Source organism: Streptomyces sp. NPDC028314 (genome assembly GCF_055565795.1).
On the sequence record NZ_JBVHTP010000009.1, the window covers coordinates 195995 to 210883 of the forward strand.

General features: G+C 71.9%; 15 protein-coding genes. 4 read left to right on the forward strand and 11 right to left on the reverse strand.

Translation table 11 applies throughout. The features are described 5' to 3' along the window. Positions 1-2: 2 nt before the first annotated feature. The 5 genes from ACZ4TG_RS21785 to ACZ4TG_RS21805 all read right to left on the reverse strand — a co-directional run bounded on the left by ACZ4TG_RS21785 (position 3) and on the right by ACZ4TG_RS21805 (position 5416). Complete coding sequence (locus ACZ4TG_RS21785; protein ID WP_468165207.1) at positions 3-683, reverse strand: response regulator; 681 nt, start codon at positions 681-683, stop codon at positions 3-5. Beyond that, positions 680-3325 carry a DUF4118 domain-containing protein gene (locus tag ACZ4TG_RS21790; protein WP_468165209.1) on the reverse strand — a complete coding sequence of 882 codons (2646 nt, stop codon included), beginning with the start codon at positions 3323-3325 and terminating at the stop codon, positions 680-682. The genes ACZ4TG_RS21785 and ACZ4TG_RS21790 overlap by 4 nt, the downstream gene beginning before the upstream one ends. A gap of 180 nt (positions 3326-3505) precedes the next feature. Further along, a complete protein-coding gene (locus ACZ4TG_RS21795; protein ID WP_468165212.1) occupies positions 3506-4288 on the reverse strand; it encodes a DUF3710 domain-containing protein in 783 nt (260 codons plus the stop codon). Position 4289: 1 nt separating this feature from the next. Beyond that, complete coding sequence (dut, locus tag ACZ4TG_RS21800; RefSeq protein ID WP_468165214.1) at positions 4290-4832, reverse strand: dUTP diphosphatase; 543 nt, start codon at positions 4830-4832, stop codon at positions 4290-4292. Then, the gene (locus ACZ4TG_RS21805; protein ID WP_468165216.1) at positions 4832-5416 is read right to left on the reverse strand and encodes a PaaI family thioesterase; all 585 of its coding nucleotides are present in this window, start codon (positions 5414-5416) and stop codon (positions 4832-4834) included. Before ACZ4TG_RS21805 ends, dut begins: the two co-directional genes overlap by 1 nt. Before the next feature lie 58 nt (positions 5417-5474). Between ACZ4TG_RS21805 and ACZ4TG_RS21810 the strand changes: the two genes are divergently transcribed. Beyond that, a complete protein-coding gene (locus ACZ4TG_RS21810) occupies positions 5475-5963 on the forward strand; it encodes a DUF3093 domain-containing protein (protein WP_468165218.1) in 489 nt (162 codons plus the stop codon). A gap of 80 nt (positions 5964-6043) precedes the next feature. Here ACZ4TG_RS21810 and ACZ4TG_RS21815 read toward each other — a convergent pair whose 3' ends face one another. From ACZ4TG_RS21815 to ACZ4TG_RS21830, 4 genes are all read right to left on the reverse strand, one after another. Continuing rightward, complete coding sequence (locus tag ACZ4TG_RS21815; protein WP_468165221.1) at positions 6044-6976, reverse strand: hypothetical protein; 933 nt, start codon at positions 6974-6976, stop codon at positions 6044-6046. 12 nt (positions 6977-6988) lie between these two features. Continuing rightward, on the reverse strand, positions 6989-7285 hold the full coding sequence (locus ACZ4TG_RS21820; RefSeq protein WP_468165223.1) for a DUF4193 domain-containing protein: 297 nt from the start codon (positions 7283-7285) through the stop codon (positions 6989-6991). A gap of 383 nt (positions 7286-7668) precedes the next feature. Further along, positions 7669-8916 (reverse strand): sensor histidine kinase, encoded by a 1248-nt coding sequence (locus tag ACZ4TG_RS21825; RefSeq protein WP_468165225.1) that lies wholly within the window; start codon positions 8914-8916, stop codon positions 7669-7671. Between the two features lie 5 nt (positions 8917-8921). Continuing rightward, complete coding sequence (locus ACZ4TG_RS21830; RefSeq protein WP_030036265.1) at positions 8922-9575, reverse strand: response regulator transcription factor; 654 nt, start codon at positions 9573-9575, stop codon at positions 8922-8924. 250 nt (positions 9576-9825) lie between these two features. On the opposite strand from ACZ4TG_RS21830, the gene ACZ4TG_RS21835 reads away from it, so the two are divergent. After that, positions 9826-9993, forward strand: coding sequence for a hypothetical protein (locus tag ACZ4TG_RS21835; RefSeq protein WP_361599620.1), 168 nt, complete (start codon positions 9826-9828; stop codon positions 9991-9993). A gap of 140 nt (positions 9994-10133) precedes the next feature. On the opposite strand, the gene ACZ4TG_RS21840 is transcribed toward ACZ4TG_RS21835, so the two are convergent. After that, positions 10134-10937 carry an inositol monophosphatase family protein gene (locus ACZ4TG_RS21840; protein WP_468165228.1) on the reverse strand — a complete coding sequence of 268 codons (804 nt, stop codon included), beginning with the start codon at positions 10935-10937 and terminating at the stop codon, positions 10134-10136. Between the two features lie 72 nt (positions 10938-11009). Next, on the reverse strand, positions 11010-12170 hold the full coding sequence (locus ACZ4TG_RS21845) for a ferrochelatase (RefSeq protein ID WP_468165230.1): 1161 nt from the start codon (positions 12168-12170) through the stop codon (positions 11010-11012). Between the two features lie 167 nt (positions 12171-12337). On the opposite strand from ACZ4TG_RS21845, the gene ACZ4TG_RS21850 reads away from it, so the two are divergent. Together ACZ4TG_RS21850 and ACZ4TG_RS21855 are read left to right on the forward strand one after the other, a co-directional pair. Then, positions 12338-13597: an MFS transporter gene (locus ACZ4TG_RS21850; RefSeq protein WP_468165232.1), complete on the forward strand. Its 1260-nt coding sequence runs from the start codon at positions 12338-12340 to the stop codon at positions 13595-13597. Beyond that, positions 13542-14885, forward strand: coding sequence for a D-arabinono-1,4-lactone oxidase (locus ACZ4TG_RS21855; RefSeq protein WP_468165234.1), 1344 nt, complete (start codon positions 13542-13544; stop codon positions 14883-14885). Before ACZ4TG_RS21850 ends, ACZ4TG_RS21855 begins: the two co-directional genes overlap by 56 nt. Positions 14886-14889 lie beyond the last annotated feature (4 nt).

The following is a 14889-nucleotide window of genomic DNA, read 5'->3' on the forward strand; positions in this document are numbered from 1 at the left end:
CGCTACCTCTCGAAGCGGTATCCCATGCCCGGTTCGGTGATGAAGTGCCGCGGGTGCGAGGGGTCCGCCTCCAGCTTGCGGCGCAGTTGTGCCATGTAGACCCGCAGGTAGTTGGTCTCCGTGCCGTACGAGGGCCCCCAGACCTCCTGGAGCAGCTGCTTCTGGCTGACGAGCTTGCCCCCGTTGCGGACCAGCACCTCCAGCAGGTGCCACTCGGTGGGCGTGAGGCGTACGTCGCGCCCCGCGCGCACCGCCTTCTTGGCGGCCAGGTCCACGGTGAAGCCCTCGGTCTCCACGATCACCTCGTCCTCGCCGCCGGCGGGCTCGGCCCGGCGGACGGCCGCGCGCAGCCGGGCCAGCAGCTCGTCCATGCCGAAGGGCTTGGTGACGTAGTCGTCGGCGCCCGCGTCCAGCGCCTCGACCTTCTCGTCGGAGCTGTGCCGGGCCGAGAGGACGAGGATCGGCACCCGGGTCCAGCCGCGCAGCCCCTTGATCACCTCGACGCCGTCCATGTCGGGCAGGCCGAGGTCGAGGACGACCACGTCGGGGTGGCGGGCGGCCGCCAGTTCCAGGGCGCTCGCCCCGTCGACGGCGGCGTCGACCTCGTACTTGCGCGCCTTCAGGTTGATCACGAGGGCTCGGACGATCTGCGGCTCGTCGTCCACCACGAGCACCCGGGTCATTGAGGTCCTGCTTTCTGTCGTACGGAGAGGTCGACGGGGTGATCCGGCGAGGGAGGCGGTTCCGGGGAACCGGCGTGGTCGGGGCCGCCCGCACCGGCAGGGGCCGCGTCGTCCGCCGGATCGTACGGCGGTGTCCGGCCGCCCCGCGCCGCGCGCAGGGTGAGCACCATGGTCAGCCCTCCCCCGGGGGTGTCCTCGGCGTCGAGGGTGCCGTCCATGGCCTCCGCGAATCCGCGCGCCACCGCGAGGCCGAGGCCCACGCCGGCGCCGCGCGGGGCGTCCCCGTACCGCTGGAAGGGGGCGAAGATCCGGTCCTTGGCCGGATCGGGCACTCCGGGGCCGCGGTCCACCACCCGTACCTCGACCCGGTCGCCGAGGAAGCTGGCGGCGACCAGGACGGGACGGCCCGCCGGGCTGTACTTGACGGCGTTCTCCACCACGTTGGCCACCGACCGCTCCAGCAGCCCGGGGTCCACGGCCACCATCGGCAGGCTCTCCGGGATGTCCAGCAGCACGCTGTCCTCCGGTACGCCTCCCAGCGCCATCGGGACCACCTCGTCCAGGTCGATCTCCCGGATCAGCGGGGTCACGGTGCCCGTCTGGAGCCTGGACATGTCGAGCAGGTTGCCCACGAGGTGGTCGAGCCGGTCGGCGCCGTCCTCGATGCCTTCGAGCAGCTCGGCCCGGTCCTCCTCGGACCACTCCACGTCGTCGGAGCGCAAGGAGCTGACGGACGCCTTGATCGAGGCGAGCGGCGTACGGAGGTCATGGCTGACGGCGGCCAGCAGCGCGGTGCGGATCCGGTTGCCCTCGGCCAGGCGCCGGGCCTCCTCGGCCTGCCCGACCAGCCGCTGCCGGTCCAGCACCACGGCGGCCTGCGCGGCGAAGGCACCGAGCACCCGGCGGTCCTCCGCGGGCAGCACCCGGCCGGACAGGGCCAGGGCCATGTGGTCCCCGATCGGCATGTCCACGTCGGCGTCCTCGGGCCGGGCGACCGGGTGCGGGCCGACGCTCCCGGCCGGGGCCCAGGGCTCCACGTCGCTCTGCCGCTCCAGCAGGGCCACCGACTCCATCGCGAAGGTCTCGCGCACCCGCTCCAGCAGCGCGTCCAGGGTGGTCTCGCCGCGCAGCACGCTGCCCGCCAGGAAGGACAGGATCTCGGACTCGGCACGCAGCCGCGCGGCCTGCTGGGTCCGCCGTGCGGCGACGTCCACCACCGAGGCGACGGCCACGGCCACCCCGAAGAAGACCGAGATGGCCACGATGTTCTTGGGGTCGGAGACGGTGAACCGGTGCACCGGCGGCGCGAAGAAGTAGTTCAGCAGCAGCGAGCCGAAGGCGGCCGAGGCCAGCGCGGGCACGAGTCCGCCGAGCAGCGCCGCGGCCACGGTCAGCGCCAGGAACAGCAGCATCTCGTTGGCGAGGCCGGGGTCCCCGTCGATGTTGGCGAGCAGGGTGGCCAGCAGCGCGGGGAAGAGCACCCCGACGATCCAGCCGGCCACGATCCGGGGCCGGCCCAGCCGGGCGGCCGTGCGGACCACGGGCAGCCCGCGCCCCTTGGCGACCTCCTCGTGCGTGACGATGTGCACGTCGAGGTCGGGCCCCGAGTCCCGGGCCACGGTGGCGCCCACGCCCGGCCCCAGGACGTACTGCCAGGCCTTGCGGCGGCTGGAGCCGAGCACGATCTGGGTGGCGTTGACCCCGCGGGCGAATTCCAGGAGCGCCTCGGGGATGTTGTCGCCGATGACGTGGTGGAACGTTCCGCCGAGGTCCTCGACCAGGGTCCGCTGGACCGCGAGCTCCTTCGGCGAGGCCGCGGTCAGGCCGTCGCTGCGGGCGATGTAGACGGCCATGATCTCGCTGCCGGAGCCCTTGGCGGCCATCCGGGACGCCCTGCGGATGAGCGTGCGCCCCTCCGGGCCGCCGGTGAGGCCGACGACGATCCGCTCCCGCGCCTGCCAGGTGGAGCGGATGTCGTGCTCGCCCCGGTACTGCTGGAGGTACTCGTCGGCCCGGTCGGCCACCCACAGCAGCGCGAGCTCGCGCAGCGCGGTGAGGTTGCCGGGGCGGAAGTAGTTGGACAGGGCCGCGTCGACCTTGTCGGACTTGTATATGTTCCCGTGCGCCATCCGCCGTCGCAGGGCCTGCGGGGACATGTCGACGAGCTCGATCTGGTCGGCCCGCCGCACCACCTCGTCCGGCACGGTCTCCCGCTGCCGCACCCCGGTGATCGACTCGACCACGTCCCCGAGCGACTCCAGGTGCTGGATGTTCACGGTGGACACGACGTCGACGCCGGCCCGGAGCAGTTCCTCCACGTCCTGCCAGCGCTTGGCGTTGCGCGAGCCCGGCACATTGGTGTGCGCGAGCTCGTCGACCAGTGCCACGGCGGGTTTGCGGGCCAGGACCGCGTCCACGTCCATCTCCGTGAACGCGGCGCCGCGGTACGCCAGCTCCTTGCGCGGCAGCTGTTCCAGGCCGTGCAGCATGACCTCGGTGCGCGGCCGCCCGTGGTGCTCGACGAAGCCCACGACGCAGTCGCCGCCCCGCTCCACCCGGCGGTGGCCCTCGGAGAGCATGGCGTACGTCTTGCCCACGCCGGGTGCCGAGCCGAGGTATATCCGTAGCCTGCCGCGTCCCATGCGCCCATTCTCGGGGACGTTCCCGCAGTTCACGCGCCGATGGGGGGCCATCCGGCCATCCCTGACGGATCCCTGACGCGGCGGCCGCGAAGGCCGCCCCGGGGACCGCCTCGAAGACCGGTGGGCCGTACCCCGCGAGGAGTACGGCCCACCGGCCGGAAACCGTCCACCGGTCCGCGGTCAGCGGACCTCGGTGATCTCCGGGCCGCGCTCCAGCTGGCCCATGCCGCCGCCGAAGCGGGAACCCTCGGGCTCCTCCGCCGTCTGCACGCCGTCCGGCACCATCTGGGCGTCGTTCGGCAGCTTCAGGACGATGGGGTCGCGCGGGGCCATCGGGCCGTCGCCGCGGACGACGACGGTGTCCCGGAAGATCTGCTCCAGCACGCCGGCCGACTCCGGGCGCACCGCGCCCTGGCCGGAGATGACACCGCGCAGGAACCAGCGGGGTCCGTCGACGCCGACGAAGCGCACCAGCTGGGCGCCGGTCTGGCCGTCGGGCAGCGGTACGGGGACCTGCGCGCGCAGCTCCCAGCCCAGCGGGCCCTCGACCTCGTCGATGATGCCGCCCTGCTGGGTGATGCCCGTGGCGATCTCGTCGCGGACCTCGCCCCAGATGCCTTCCTTCTTGGGCGCCGCGAAAGCCTGCAGCTGCACGGCGCTGTCGCCGAGGACCACGGTGGCGGCCACGATCGCGTCACCGGCGACCTCGACGCGCAGCTCCATGCCCTCGACACCGGGTACGAGGATGCCTCCGAGGTCGACACGGCCGTCCTCCGGCTTGCCGAGTACCTCGGAGACGTCCCAGGGGCCGTCGGGCCGCGGGGCCGGCGGCAGGTTCACCCTGCGCGGCTTCGCGGCGTCGAGCTCTTCGGCGTCGTCCTGCTCATCGGCGCGCGCGCCGTCGACCTGCTCGGCCGCGCCGCCGTCCTTGACGGAGTCGTTCTTCTTGCGACGTCCGAACACGTCACTGTCCTTCCCGGTCGGTTACGACCGAAGCGTAGCCATTCCCACCCTGCTGACCAGCGCCGGATCCGGCCACGGCCGCATGACCGCCGGTGGAGCCGAAACCCCCCTCGGCCCGGGCCGAGCCGGGAAGTTCCGCCACCTCGTGGAAGCGCACCTTCTCGACCCGCTGGACAACCAGCTGGGCAATGCGGTCGAAACGCTCGAACCTGACGCTCTCGCGAGGGTCGAGATTGACCACGATCACCTTGATTTCCCCACGGTACCCGGCATCCACCGTCCCCGGGGCATTCACCATCGCGAGGCCGCAGCGGGCGGCCAGACCCGAGCGCGGGTGCACGAAGGCCGCGTACCCGTCGGGCAGCGCGATGGAGATGCCGGTGGGCAGCACGGTCCGCTCGCCGGGCGCCAGCTCGGCGGCCTCGGTGGTCACCAGATCGCAGCCCGCGTCGCCGGGGTGGCCGTAGGCGGGCAGGGGCACCTCGGGGTCGACGCGGCGGATCAGCACGTCGAGAGGAGCGTTGTTGGGGTTGTGCAGAGACATCAGGGGTTCACCTCGAAGGCGCGTGCGCGCCTGACCTGGTCCGGGTCGGCCATCGCCGCCCGGATCTCCTCGGGCCGTCCGTTGTCGATGAAGTGGTCGACCTTCACCTCGATGAAGAGGGCGTCGGCGCGTACGGCCACCGGCCCCTGCGGCCCGCCTATTCGGCCGACCGCACAGGAGTAGATCTTCCGCCCGGCCACGGCGGTGACCTCGGCCTCCAGGTGCAGCACCGTGCCCACGGGCACCGGCCGTACGTAGTCGGTCTCCAGCCGACCGGTCACCGCGATGACGCGCAGCAGCCAGTTCAGGGAGCCCAGCGTGTCGTCGAGCGCGGTGGCGAGTACGCCGCCGTGGGCGAGGCCGGGAGCGCCCTGGTGGGCCTCCTTGACGGTGAACTCGGCGGTGACGCTCACACCCTCGCCGGCGCGGGCCGCGAGATGCAGCCCGTGCGGCTGGCTGCCACCGCAGCCGAAACAGTGCTCGTAGTGCGCACCGAGGAGCTCGCCGGGCGCCGGGGCATCGGGGTGCCGGATGGGCGCCGTGGCATCGGCCGGAGGCGTCAACGCTGTGTTTCGTCCACTCACAGCCGCTGACCTTACCCGCGCGGCTACCCGCCGGTCGCCTCGTGGCAGGCTTGGACGCATGCAGCTCTCCTCCGCGCACCACGACGAACGCCTGACCGCCCCCCGCTCCTGGTGGGGCGTCGCCGCGCTCAGCGGCCTGGCGTGCGCGCTGATGCTGCTCCCGCTGGGCACGCTGCCGATGCTGGCCGGTCTGGTGGGGGGCGCCGCGCTGACGGGGATGGTGGTGAGTTCGTACGGGTCCGCGCGCGTGCGCGTGGTGAACGGTGCGCTGGCCGCCGGTGACGCCCGGATCCCGGTGACGGCCCTGGGCGAGCCCGAGATCCTGGACGCGCAGGAAGCCCTCGCCTGGCGCACGTACAAGGCCGACACCCGTGCCTTCATGCTGATGCGCAGCTACGTGCCGACGGCGGTCCGCGTCGAGGTCACCGACCCGGCGGACCCGACCCCGTACGTCTACGTCTCCACGCGCGAGCCCCAGGCCCTGGTGGCGGCCATCCGCGCCGCGAAGAGCAGCCCGGCCGCGGCGTCCGGACCGGCCGGCGCCTGAGGCGGGGGGCCCGGTCGGGGTTCCGATCGGGTCCGGTCGGGGTCCGGTCGGGGTCCGGTCGGCGTCCCTGGGAAGGGCCTTCAGTCCCGCTCGCGCGGATCGGGGCCCTCGATGGCGGCCCTGATGGCCTCGGGAAGGGGCTCAGCGGCCCGCTCAAGGGGCGCAAGTCTCGGCAGGGCGTCCCAGGCCACGGCGCGGGCCCGCAGGTCACCCCGCACCTTCTCGGCGAGTTTGCGGGTGTCCCGGCGGTTCATGACCGCGCCGACGGCCGCGCCCACCATGAAGGGCATCAGGTTCGGAAGGTTGCGGAACATCCGCTTCATGATCTGCTGGCGCAGTTCGCGCTTCATCTGACCGCCCAGCGCCGCGTTCAGCGTCGTCGGCTTGGTCAGGTCGACCCCGCGCTCCTCGGTCCACGAGGTCAGATACGCGAAGCTGCGGTCCTTGAGGCCGCCGGGCGGGCGGAGCCCGTACACCTCGTGGAGCTCGGCGATCAGCTTCAGCTCGATCGCGGCGACGGCGGTGATCTCCGCGGCCAGCTCCGCCGGCATGGCGGGCGGTACCGGCAGCATGGCCGCCGCGCCGATACCGGCGCCCACCGTGGAGGTGGCGTTGGCGGCGCCCGCGATCAGCTTGTCGGCCAGCTGATCGGGAGCGAGGCCCGGGAACTGCGCGCGCAGGGTCGCGAGGTCCCGAACCGGAACGCGCGGTGCGTTCTCGATGACTCGGTCGGTGATGTACAGGGCGACGGCCTTCGCACCTTCGCCGCCCTTGCGCACACCGTTCTTGACGGCTTGCATCCGACGGGCCCCGGACGTGTTCCAGGACCCCTCGTCAGCGTCCGTGGCCGACGGCACCGCTGGGGCGGTGTCGGAGGGCACGGCACTCGTCTCGAAAGCGGGGTCGCCGGGGGCTCCAGGACCCGTTGCCGGGTCCGTGGCTCCCACCTGCGTCTCCGCCGGACCGCCAGATTTCCGGAAGCGTCGCTTCCGAAATGGCGTCGAGCCTGTCACGGCCGAGGCCTTTCAGTCGCAGTCGCGACAGATCGGCTGGCCGTTCTTCTCACGTGCCAGCTGGCTGCGGTGGTGCACCAGGAAGCAGCTCATGCAGGTGAACTCGTCGGCCTGCTTGGGCAGGACCCGTACGGCCAGCTCCTCGTTGGAGAGGTCCGCACCGGGAAGCTCCATGCCTTCCGCGGCCTCAAAGTCGTCCACATCGACGTTCGAGGACGACTTCTCGTTACGCCGGGCCTTCAGCTCTTCGATGCTGTCGTTGTCGACGTCGTCGTCGGTCTTGCGTGGGGTGTCGTAGTCCGTTGCCATTGTTCGCTCTCCCCCTCTGGGATTTAGCGGTGTCTCAGCGCACGTAACGCGCGAGAGGCCGGACTTGTGCCCGACCTGAGGCGGAGATTTTGCCTCACATCAAGGTCTGTTACTCAATCGACACCCAGCGCCACGCCCGAAGGAGCATGTAGCTGGGATGACGACCGGGACCGTACACGGTCCGGGGGCCGTCTTGCACAAACGCCACCCCGTGTATTTCCCGCCATCAGGGGGGCCGGAAACCCGGACTTCCCGGGCTTTCCGGCCTTCCCAGGGTCACTGAACGCACATGCCCCAACACTCGACAATGTGATCGATCACACAGAGTCCGTCTCGTCCACCCTGTGGTGATTCAGCCAACAGCGAACAGACGGGACTCCGGCTCACAGGGGCAGAGTGACACGCATCACGAGGCCACCGCCCTCGCGGGGGGTCGCCTGGATCCGGCCGCCGTGTGCGCGCGCCACAGAGCGCGCGATCGACAGGCCGAGCCCCACACCCTTGTCACTGCCCGTTCGCTCCGTACGCAGCCGCCTGAAGGGCTCGAAGAGGTTGTCCACCTCGTACGCGGGAACAACGGGACCCGTGTTCGATACCAGGAGCACCGCCTGACCGTGCTGGGCCTCGGTGGTGACCTCCACCCAGCCGCCCTCCGGCACGTTGTACCGGACCGCGTTCTGCACCAGGTTGAGGGCGATCCGCTCCAGCAGCACGCCGTTGCCCTGGACGACGGCGAGCGCGCGCTCGCCGCGGATCTCCACGCCCTTCGCCACGGCCTCGCCGCGCGCCTGGTCGATGGCCCGCGAGGCGACCTCCGCCAGGTCCACGGGCTTGCGCTCGATTATCTGGTTGTCGCTCCGGGCCAGCAGCAGCAGGCCCTCGACCAGCTGCTCGCTGCGCTCGTTCGTGGCGAGGAGGGTCTTGCCGAGCTGCTGGAGCTCCACCGGAGCCCCCGGATCGGAGAGGTGCACCTCCAGCAGGGTCCGGTTGATCGCGAGCGGGGTCCGCAGCTCGTGCGAGGCGTTGGCCACGAAGCGCTGCTGGGCCGTGAAGGCCCGCTCCAGCCGGTCCAGCATCTCGTCGAAGGTGTCGGCGAGCTCCTTCAGCTCGTCGTCCGGCCCGTCCAGCTCGATCCGCCGGGTCAGGTCGGAGCCGACCACCCGGCGGGCGGTCCGGGTGATCTTGCCGAGCGGCGAGAGCACCCGGCCGGCCATCGCGTAGCCGAAGGCGAAGGCGATGATGCTGAGGCCGAGCAGGGCCATGAGGGAGCGGCTGAGCAGGTCGTCCAGGGCGTGCTTGCGCTGTTCCAGGACGCACGCGTTGATCGCGGCGTTGAACTGGTCGAGCGGCTGGCCCGTACCGCCCACACCGGGGCAGGTGTTGCTGATGACCTGCACCTCGGAGCCGCCGACGATCTTGAACGGCAGCCCGTTCCCCTCGCGCAGCGCCTGCGCCGCCAGGAGGTAGATGATCGACAGCAGCAGGATGCCGGCGATCAGGAACATCCCGCCGTAGAGCAGGGTGAGCCGTATCCGGATGGTCGGCCGCAGCCAAGGGAAGGGACCCTCGGGCTGGCCGGGGTCCCAGGTCGGTTTCGGTGGCGCCGCCGGTGGCGCCGGGGTCGCTGCCATCCCCGTCAGATCCGGTATCCGGAGCCCGGCACGGTGACGATCACGGGCGGCTCGCCGAGCTTGCGCCGCAGGGTCATGACGGTCACCCGGACCACGTTGGTGAACGGGTCGGTGTTCTCGTCCCAGGCCTTCTCCAGCAGCTGCTCGGCCGAGACCACGGTCCCCTCGCTGCGCATGAGCACCTCCAGCACCGCGAACTCCTTCGGCGCCAGCTGCACCTCCCTGCCCTCGCGGAAGACCTCGCGGCGGTTCGGGTCCAGCTTGATGCCGGCCCGCTCCAGCACGGGCGGCAGCGCCACGGTCGTACGGCGCCCGAGGGCCCGTACGCGGGCGGTCAGCTCGGTGAAGGCGAAGGGCTTGGGCAGGTAGTCGTCCGCTCCGAGCTCCAGGCCCTCGACCCGGTCGCTCACATCGCCGGAGGCGGTGAGCATGAGCACGCGGGTGGGCATGCCGAGTTCGACGATCTTCCGGCAGACGTCGTCACCGTGTACGAGCGGGAGGTCCCGGTCGAGCACGACCACGTCGTAGTCGTTCACCCCGACGCGCTCAAGGGCCGCGGCGCCGTCGTACACGACGTCCACGGCCATGGCCTCCCGGCGCAGGCCGGTGGCCACCGCATCGGCGAGCAGCTGCTCGTCCTCGACGACGAGTACGCGCACGTCGTTTCCTTCCTTCGAGCCCAGAAGGGCACACGTGTATTGCGTCGTCCATCCTGCCCGTTTAAGCCGTAAACCGGCTGTAAGGCGCCCCTGGACCGGGATTCCGGGGTGGAGGTGAGGATTTCCCGGCCTTACGAGGTTTCTGGGCCCAGGGTGCCGGGGAGGACGACTGCACACCCCAACCACTCCCTGACGGCGGACTGCCACGTGCTCACCCGCCGCCGACCCACGAAGAGGGGGCGCACCCACCATGGACGCATTCACCGCGGGTCTTCTGCAGCGCATCAAAGCCACGCAGTCGGACCTCAGCAAGGCCCGTGAGACGGGCGACGACTACCTCGCGGATGTGGAACAGGCCGAGCTGGAAGACCTCCAGCGCCTGGCCGCCGAACACGGCGTACCGGTCACGGCCGCCTGACCCCGTACCTCCGGACCCCGGCTGCCTCCCTCGGCGGCCGGGGTTCTCTCATGCCCGCACGACCTCGTGCCCGTGCCCCCGTGCCCGTGTGCCCCCGCGTCCGCGTGCCCGCGCCCTGGTCGCCCTCCGTGTCAGCCGCGTCAGTCGCGCCAGGCCTCCGCCTCGTCCAGCAGCGGCTGGAGCGAGGCGAACACGGCGGGCGTGGCGGCGATCGCCAGCTCCCCCGAAGCCGGCTGCCCCGGCCGGCCGCCCGTCAGCGCCCCCGCCTCCCGCGCGATCAGCGCCCCGGCCGCCAGGTCCCAGGGGTTCAGCCCCCGCTCCCAGTACCCGTCGAGGCGCCCCGCGGCCACGTCGCACAGGTCCACCGCCGCCGAACCGCCCCGCCGGATGTCCCGCACCACCGGGATGATCCGCTGCGCCACGTCGGCCTGGTGCGCCCGCCGGGTCTGCACGTAGGCGAACCCGGTCGCGACCAGCGCCTGGTCCAGCGGCGCCGCGGGCCGGCAGGCGAGCCGGAGGTCGCCCAGCCACGCCCCGCCGCCCAGCACCGCGTGGTACGTCTCCCCGCGCATCGGCGCCGCGACGACCCCCACCACCGTCTCGCCCCGGTACTCGGCCGCGATGGACACGGCCCAGCTCGGCAGCCCGTACAGGTAGTTGACGGTGCCGTCCAGCGGGTCCACGACCCAGCGCACCCCGCTCGTCCCCGGCGTGTCCGCGCCCTCCTCGCCGAGCAGCCCGTCCTCGGGGCGCCGCTCCGCGAGGATGCCGGCGATCAGCTTCTCCGCCGCGATGTCCATCTCGGTCACCACGTCGATCGGGCTGGACTTGGTCGCGGCCACCGCCAGATCGGCCGGCCTGCCGTCCCGCAGCAGTTCGCCCGCCTGCCGGGCGGCCTCCAGGCCCACTTCGAGCAGTTCGGCGCGCAGTTCCGCAGAAATCATGGTCGTGCCACTCCCTGGAGTCGGGTCCTGTCCGGGTGGGTCTTCGTGGATCGGGCCGCGGCGTCCGGGCCCTCAGGCGTACGGGCTGTCCGCGCCCGCGGCGGCCGGCCGCGGCGCCCGCGCCGGGCAGCAGCCCACCGCGCACAGGTCGTGGCTCGGCCCGAGCAGCCCCAGCGCGCACCGCTCGGCCGGCTCCCCGCGCTCGGTGGCGGCCCGCTCCAGCACGAGGTCACGTACCGCCGCGGCGAACCGCGGATCGGCGCCGACCGTCGCCGAGCGGGCGATGGGCAGGCCGAGCTCGGCGGCCTTGGCCGTGGCCTCCGTGTCGAGGTCGTACAGGACCTCCATGTGGTCCGAGACGAACCCGATCGGCACCATCACCACCGCCGGGGCGCCCGCCGCGTGCAGGGCCTCCAGGTGGTCGCAGATGTCCGGCTCCAGCCACGGGATGTGCGGGGCGCCGCTGCGCGACTGGTAGACCAGCTCCCAGGGCAGCTCGGTGCCCGTCTCGGCCCGCACCGCGTCCGCGATCACCCCGGCGACGTCCAGGTGCTGCTTGACGTACGCGCCGCCCTCGCCGTGCTCCTCGGCCGGCCCGGAGGTGTCGGCGGCCGCTTCCGGGATCGAGTGCGTGGTGAACGCCAGGTGCGCGCCCGCCCGCACCTCCTCCGGCAGGGCGGCGAGCGAGGCGAGGACCCCGTCGATCATGGGCCGCACGAAGCCGGGGTGGTTGAAGTAGTGCCGCAGCTTGTCCACCCTGGGCAGCTCGGCCACGCCCTCCCCGGCCAGCCGGCCGAGCGCGTCGGCGAGGTTCTCGCGGTACTGCCGGCAGCCCGAGTACGAGGCGTAGGCGCTGGTCGCCAGCACGGCGATCCGGCGGCGCCCGTCGGCGGCCATCTCGCGCATCACGTCGGTCAGGTACGGGGCCCAGTTCCTGTTGCCCCAGTACACGGGCAGGTCCAGTCCGTGCTCCGCGAAGTCCTTGCGCAGTGCGTCCAGCAGCTCGCGGTTCTGCCCGTTGATCGGGCTGACCCCGCCGAAGCCGAAGTAGTGCTGCCCGACCTCCTTGAGCCGCTCGCGCGGGATCCCCCGCCCCCGCGTGACGTTCTCCAGGAACGGCACGACGTCGTCGGGGCCCTCGGGGCCGCCGAAGGACAGCAGCAGGAGGGCGTCGTAGGGGGCGGCGAGGCCTTCGGCCGCGGGCGTGGCAGAGGCGCGAAGCTGGTCAGACATGCGTCGAATCCTGCCACTCGGCATCCGCCGGGGAGAACCGGCCCGGTCCCGACGCCACCGCGCGTCACAGGTAAGGTCACCCTAAGTTTCCTGTGTTCTCCCCATGCGGGTGCCTTGCCGGCGGTCGTAACCTGTATGGGCCGATGACGTCCCTTACGGAGGGCACCTTGCCCAGTCCCTACCGCGCGATATTCGCCGCTCCCGGAACCAAGGCGTTCAGCGCGGCCGGCCTCATAGGCCGGATGCCGCTGTCCATGGTGGGCGTCGGCATCCTCACGATGATCTCCGAGATCACCGGCCGGTACGGGCTGGCCAGCGCCCTCACCGGAACCCTCGCGCTGTCCGCCGCCGCGGTCGGTCCCCAGGTCTCCAAGCTGGTCGACCGCTACGGGCAGCGCCGTGTGCTGCGGCCCGCGACGCTCTTCGCGGTCGCGGCGGTGGCCGGACTGCTGCTGGCCGCGGCGAACGGCTGGCCCGACTGGACCCTGTTCCTCTTCTCCGCCCTCGCCGGCTGCGTACCGAGCGTCGGATCGATGATCCGGGCCCGCTGGACGGCGATCTACCGGGACACCCCGAGCCTGCACACCGCGTACTCGTTCGAGTCCGTGATCGACGAGGTGTGCTTCATCTTCGGCCCCATCATCGCGATCTCGCTGTCCACCACCTGGTTCCCGGAGGCCGGCCCGCTGATCGCGGCGCTCTGCCTGCTGGTGGGCGTGTGGTGGCTGACGGCGCTGCGCTCGACCGAGCCGGAGCCGCACCCCCACAGCGAGCACACGGACCGGACTTCGGCGCTCCGCTCCCCCGGCCTCCAGGTCCTGATGGCCACGTTCGTGGCGACGGGCGCGATCTTCGGGTCGATCGACGTGGCGACCCTGGCCTTCGCCGACGAACAGGGCCACAAGCCCCTCGCGAGCGTGATCCTGGCCGTCTGGGCGCTCGGTTCCTGTCTGGCCGGCATCGTCTTCGGGCTGCTGCACCTCAAGGGAACGGCCGAACGCAGGTGGGTACTGGGCATCTGTGCGATGGCCGTGAGTATGATCCCCCTCCTACTGGCCGGGAACCTTCCGTTTCTGGCCGTGGCGCTCTTCGTCTCGGGCCTCGCCATCGCTCCCACGATGATCACCACGATGGCCCTGATCGAGGCGCACGTACCACGCTCGAAGCTGACCGAGGGCATGACCTGGATCAGCACCGGCCTCGCGGTCGGTGTCGCGGCCGGTTCCTCGGTGACCGGCTTGGTCATCGACACGGCCGGCGCCAAGAGCGGGTACGTCGTCTCCATCTCGGCGGGAGCGGCCGCGGCAGCGGTGGCGTTCGCGGGATACCGCCGGCTGACGAAGCCGGCGCAAGGGGAGGAGCCAGCTACCGATGGGGACGGCGACAGCAGGTCAGAGCGGTTCGAGGACACGGGCCACGTGGCATAACTGGGCGGGCAACGTCTCGTCCGCGCCCGCCCGCGTGGTCACCCCGGCCTCGGTCGGGGAGCTTCAGGAGGCGGTCCGCCGGGCCGCCGAGGAGGGCCTGAAGGTGAAGGCGGTGGGCACCGGCCACTCCTTCACCGCGGCCGCCGCCACCGACGGGGTGCTGATACGGCCGCAGGCCCTGGCCGGGATCCGGGCGATCGACCGGGCGGCCGGAACCGTCACGGTCTCGGCCGGCACGGTCCTCAAGGACCTCAACCAGGCCCTCGCGAAGGAGGGCCTGTCGCTCACGAACATGGGCGACATCATGGAGCAGACGGTCTCCGGAGCCACCAGCACCGGCACCCACGGCACCGGCCGCGACTCGGCCTCCCTCTCCGCGCAGATCCGCGGCCTGGAGCTGGTCACGGCCGACGGCCGGCTCCTGAACTGCTCCGCAAACGGAAACGAAGAGGAACGCGCGGTCTTCGCCGCGGCCCGCCTCGGCATCGGGGCGCTCGGCGTCGTCACCGCCCTCACCCTGGCCGTGGAGCCGCTGTTCTTCCTGACGGCCCGCGAGGAGCCGATGCCCTTCGACCGGGTCACGGCCGAGTTCGAGGAGCACTTCGCGGAGAACGAGCACTTCGAGTTCTACTGGTTCCCGCACACCGGCAACTGCAACACCAAGCGGAACAACCGCAGCCAGGGCCCGGCCGCCCCGCCCGGAGCGGTGAGCGGCTGGGTGGAGGACGAACTGCTGTCCAACGGGCTCTTCCAGGCCGTCAACTCACTGGGCCGCGCCGTCCCGGCCGCCATCCCGGGCATCGCCCGGATCGCCAGCCGCGCGCTGTCGGCGCGCACGTACACCGACATCCCGTACAAGGTGTTCACCAGTCCGCGCCGGGTGCGGTTCGTGGAGATGGAGTACGCGCTCGCCCGCGAGCACGTCGTCGAGGCGCTGCGGGAGCTCAAGGCGATGGTGGAACGTTCCGGGCTGCGGATCAGCTTCCCGGTGGAGGTCCGCACGGCCCCGGCCGACGACATCACCCTGTCGACGGCCTCGGGGCGCGAGACGGCCTACATCGCGGTCCACATGTACAAGGGCACGCCCTACCAGGCCTACTTCACCGCGGCGGAGCGCATCTTCACCGCGCACGGCGGGCGGCCGCACTGGGGCAAGGTGCACACGCGCGACGCGGAGTACTTCGCGAAGGTGTACCCGCGTTTCGGCGAGTTCACCGCGCTCCGCGACCGGCTGGACCCGGACCGGGTGTTCGGCAACGACTACCTGCGGCGCGTGCTGGGCGACTGACCCC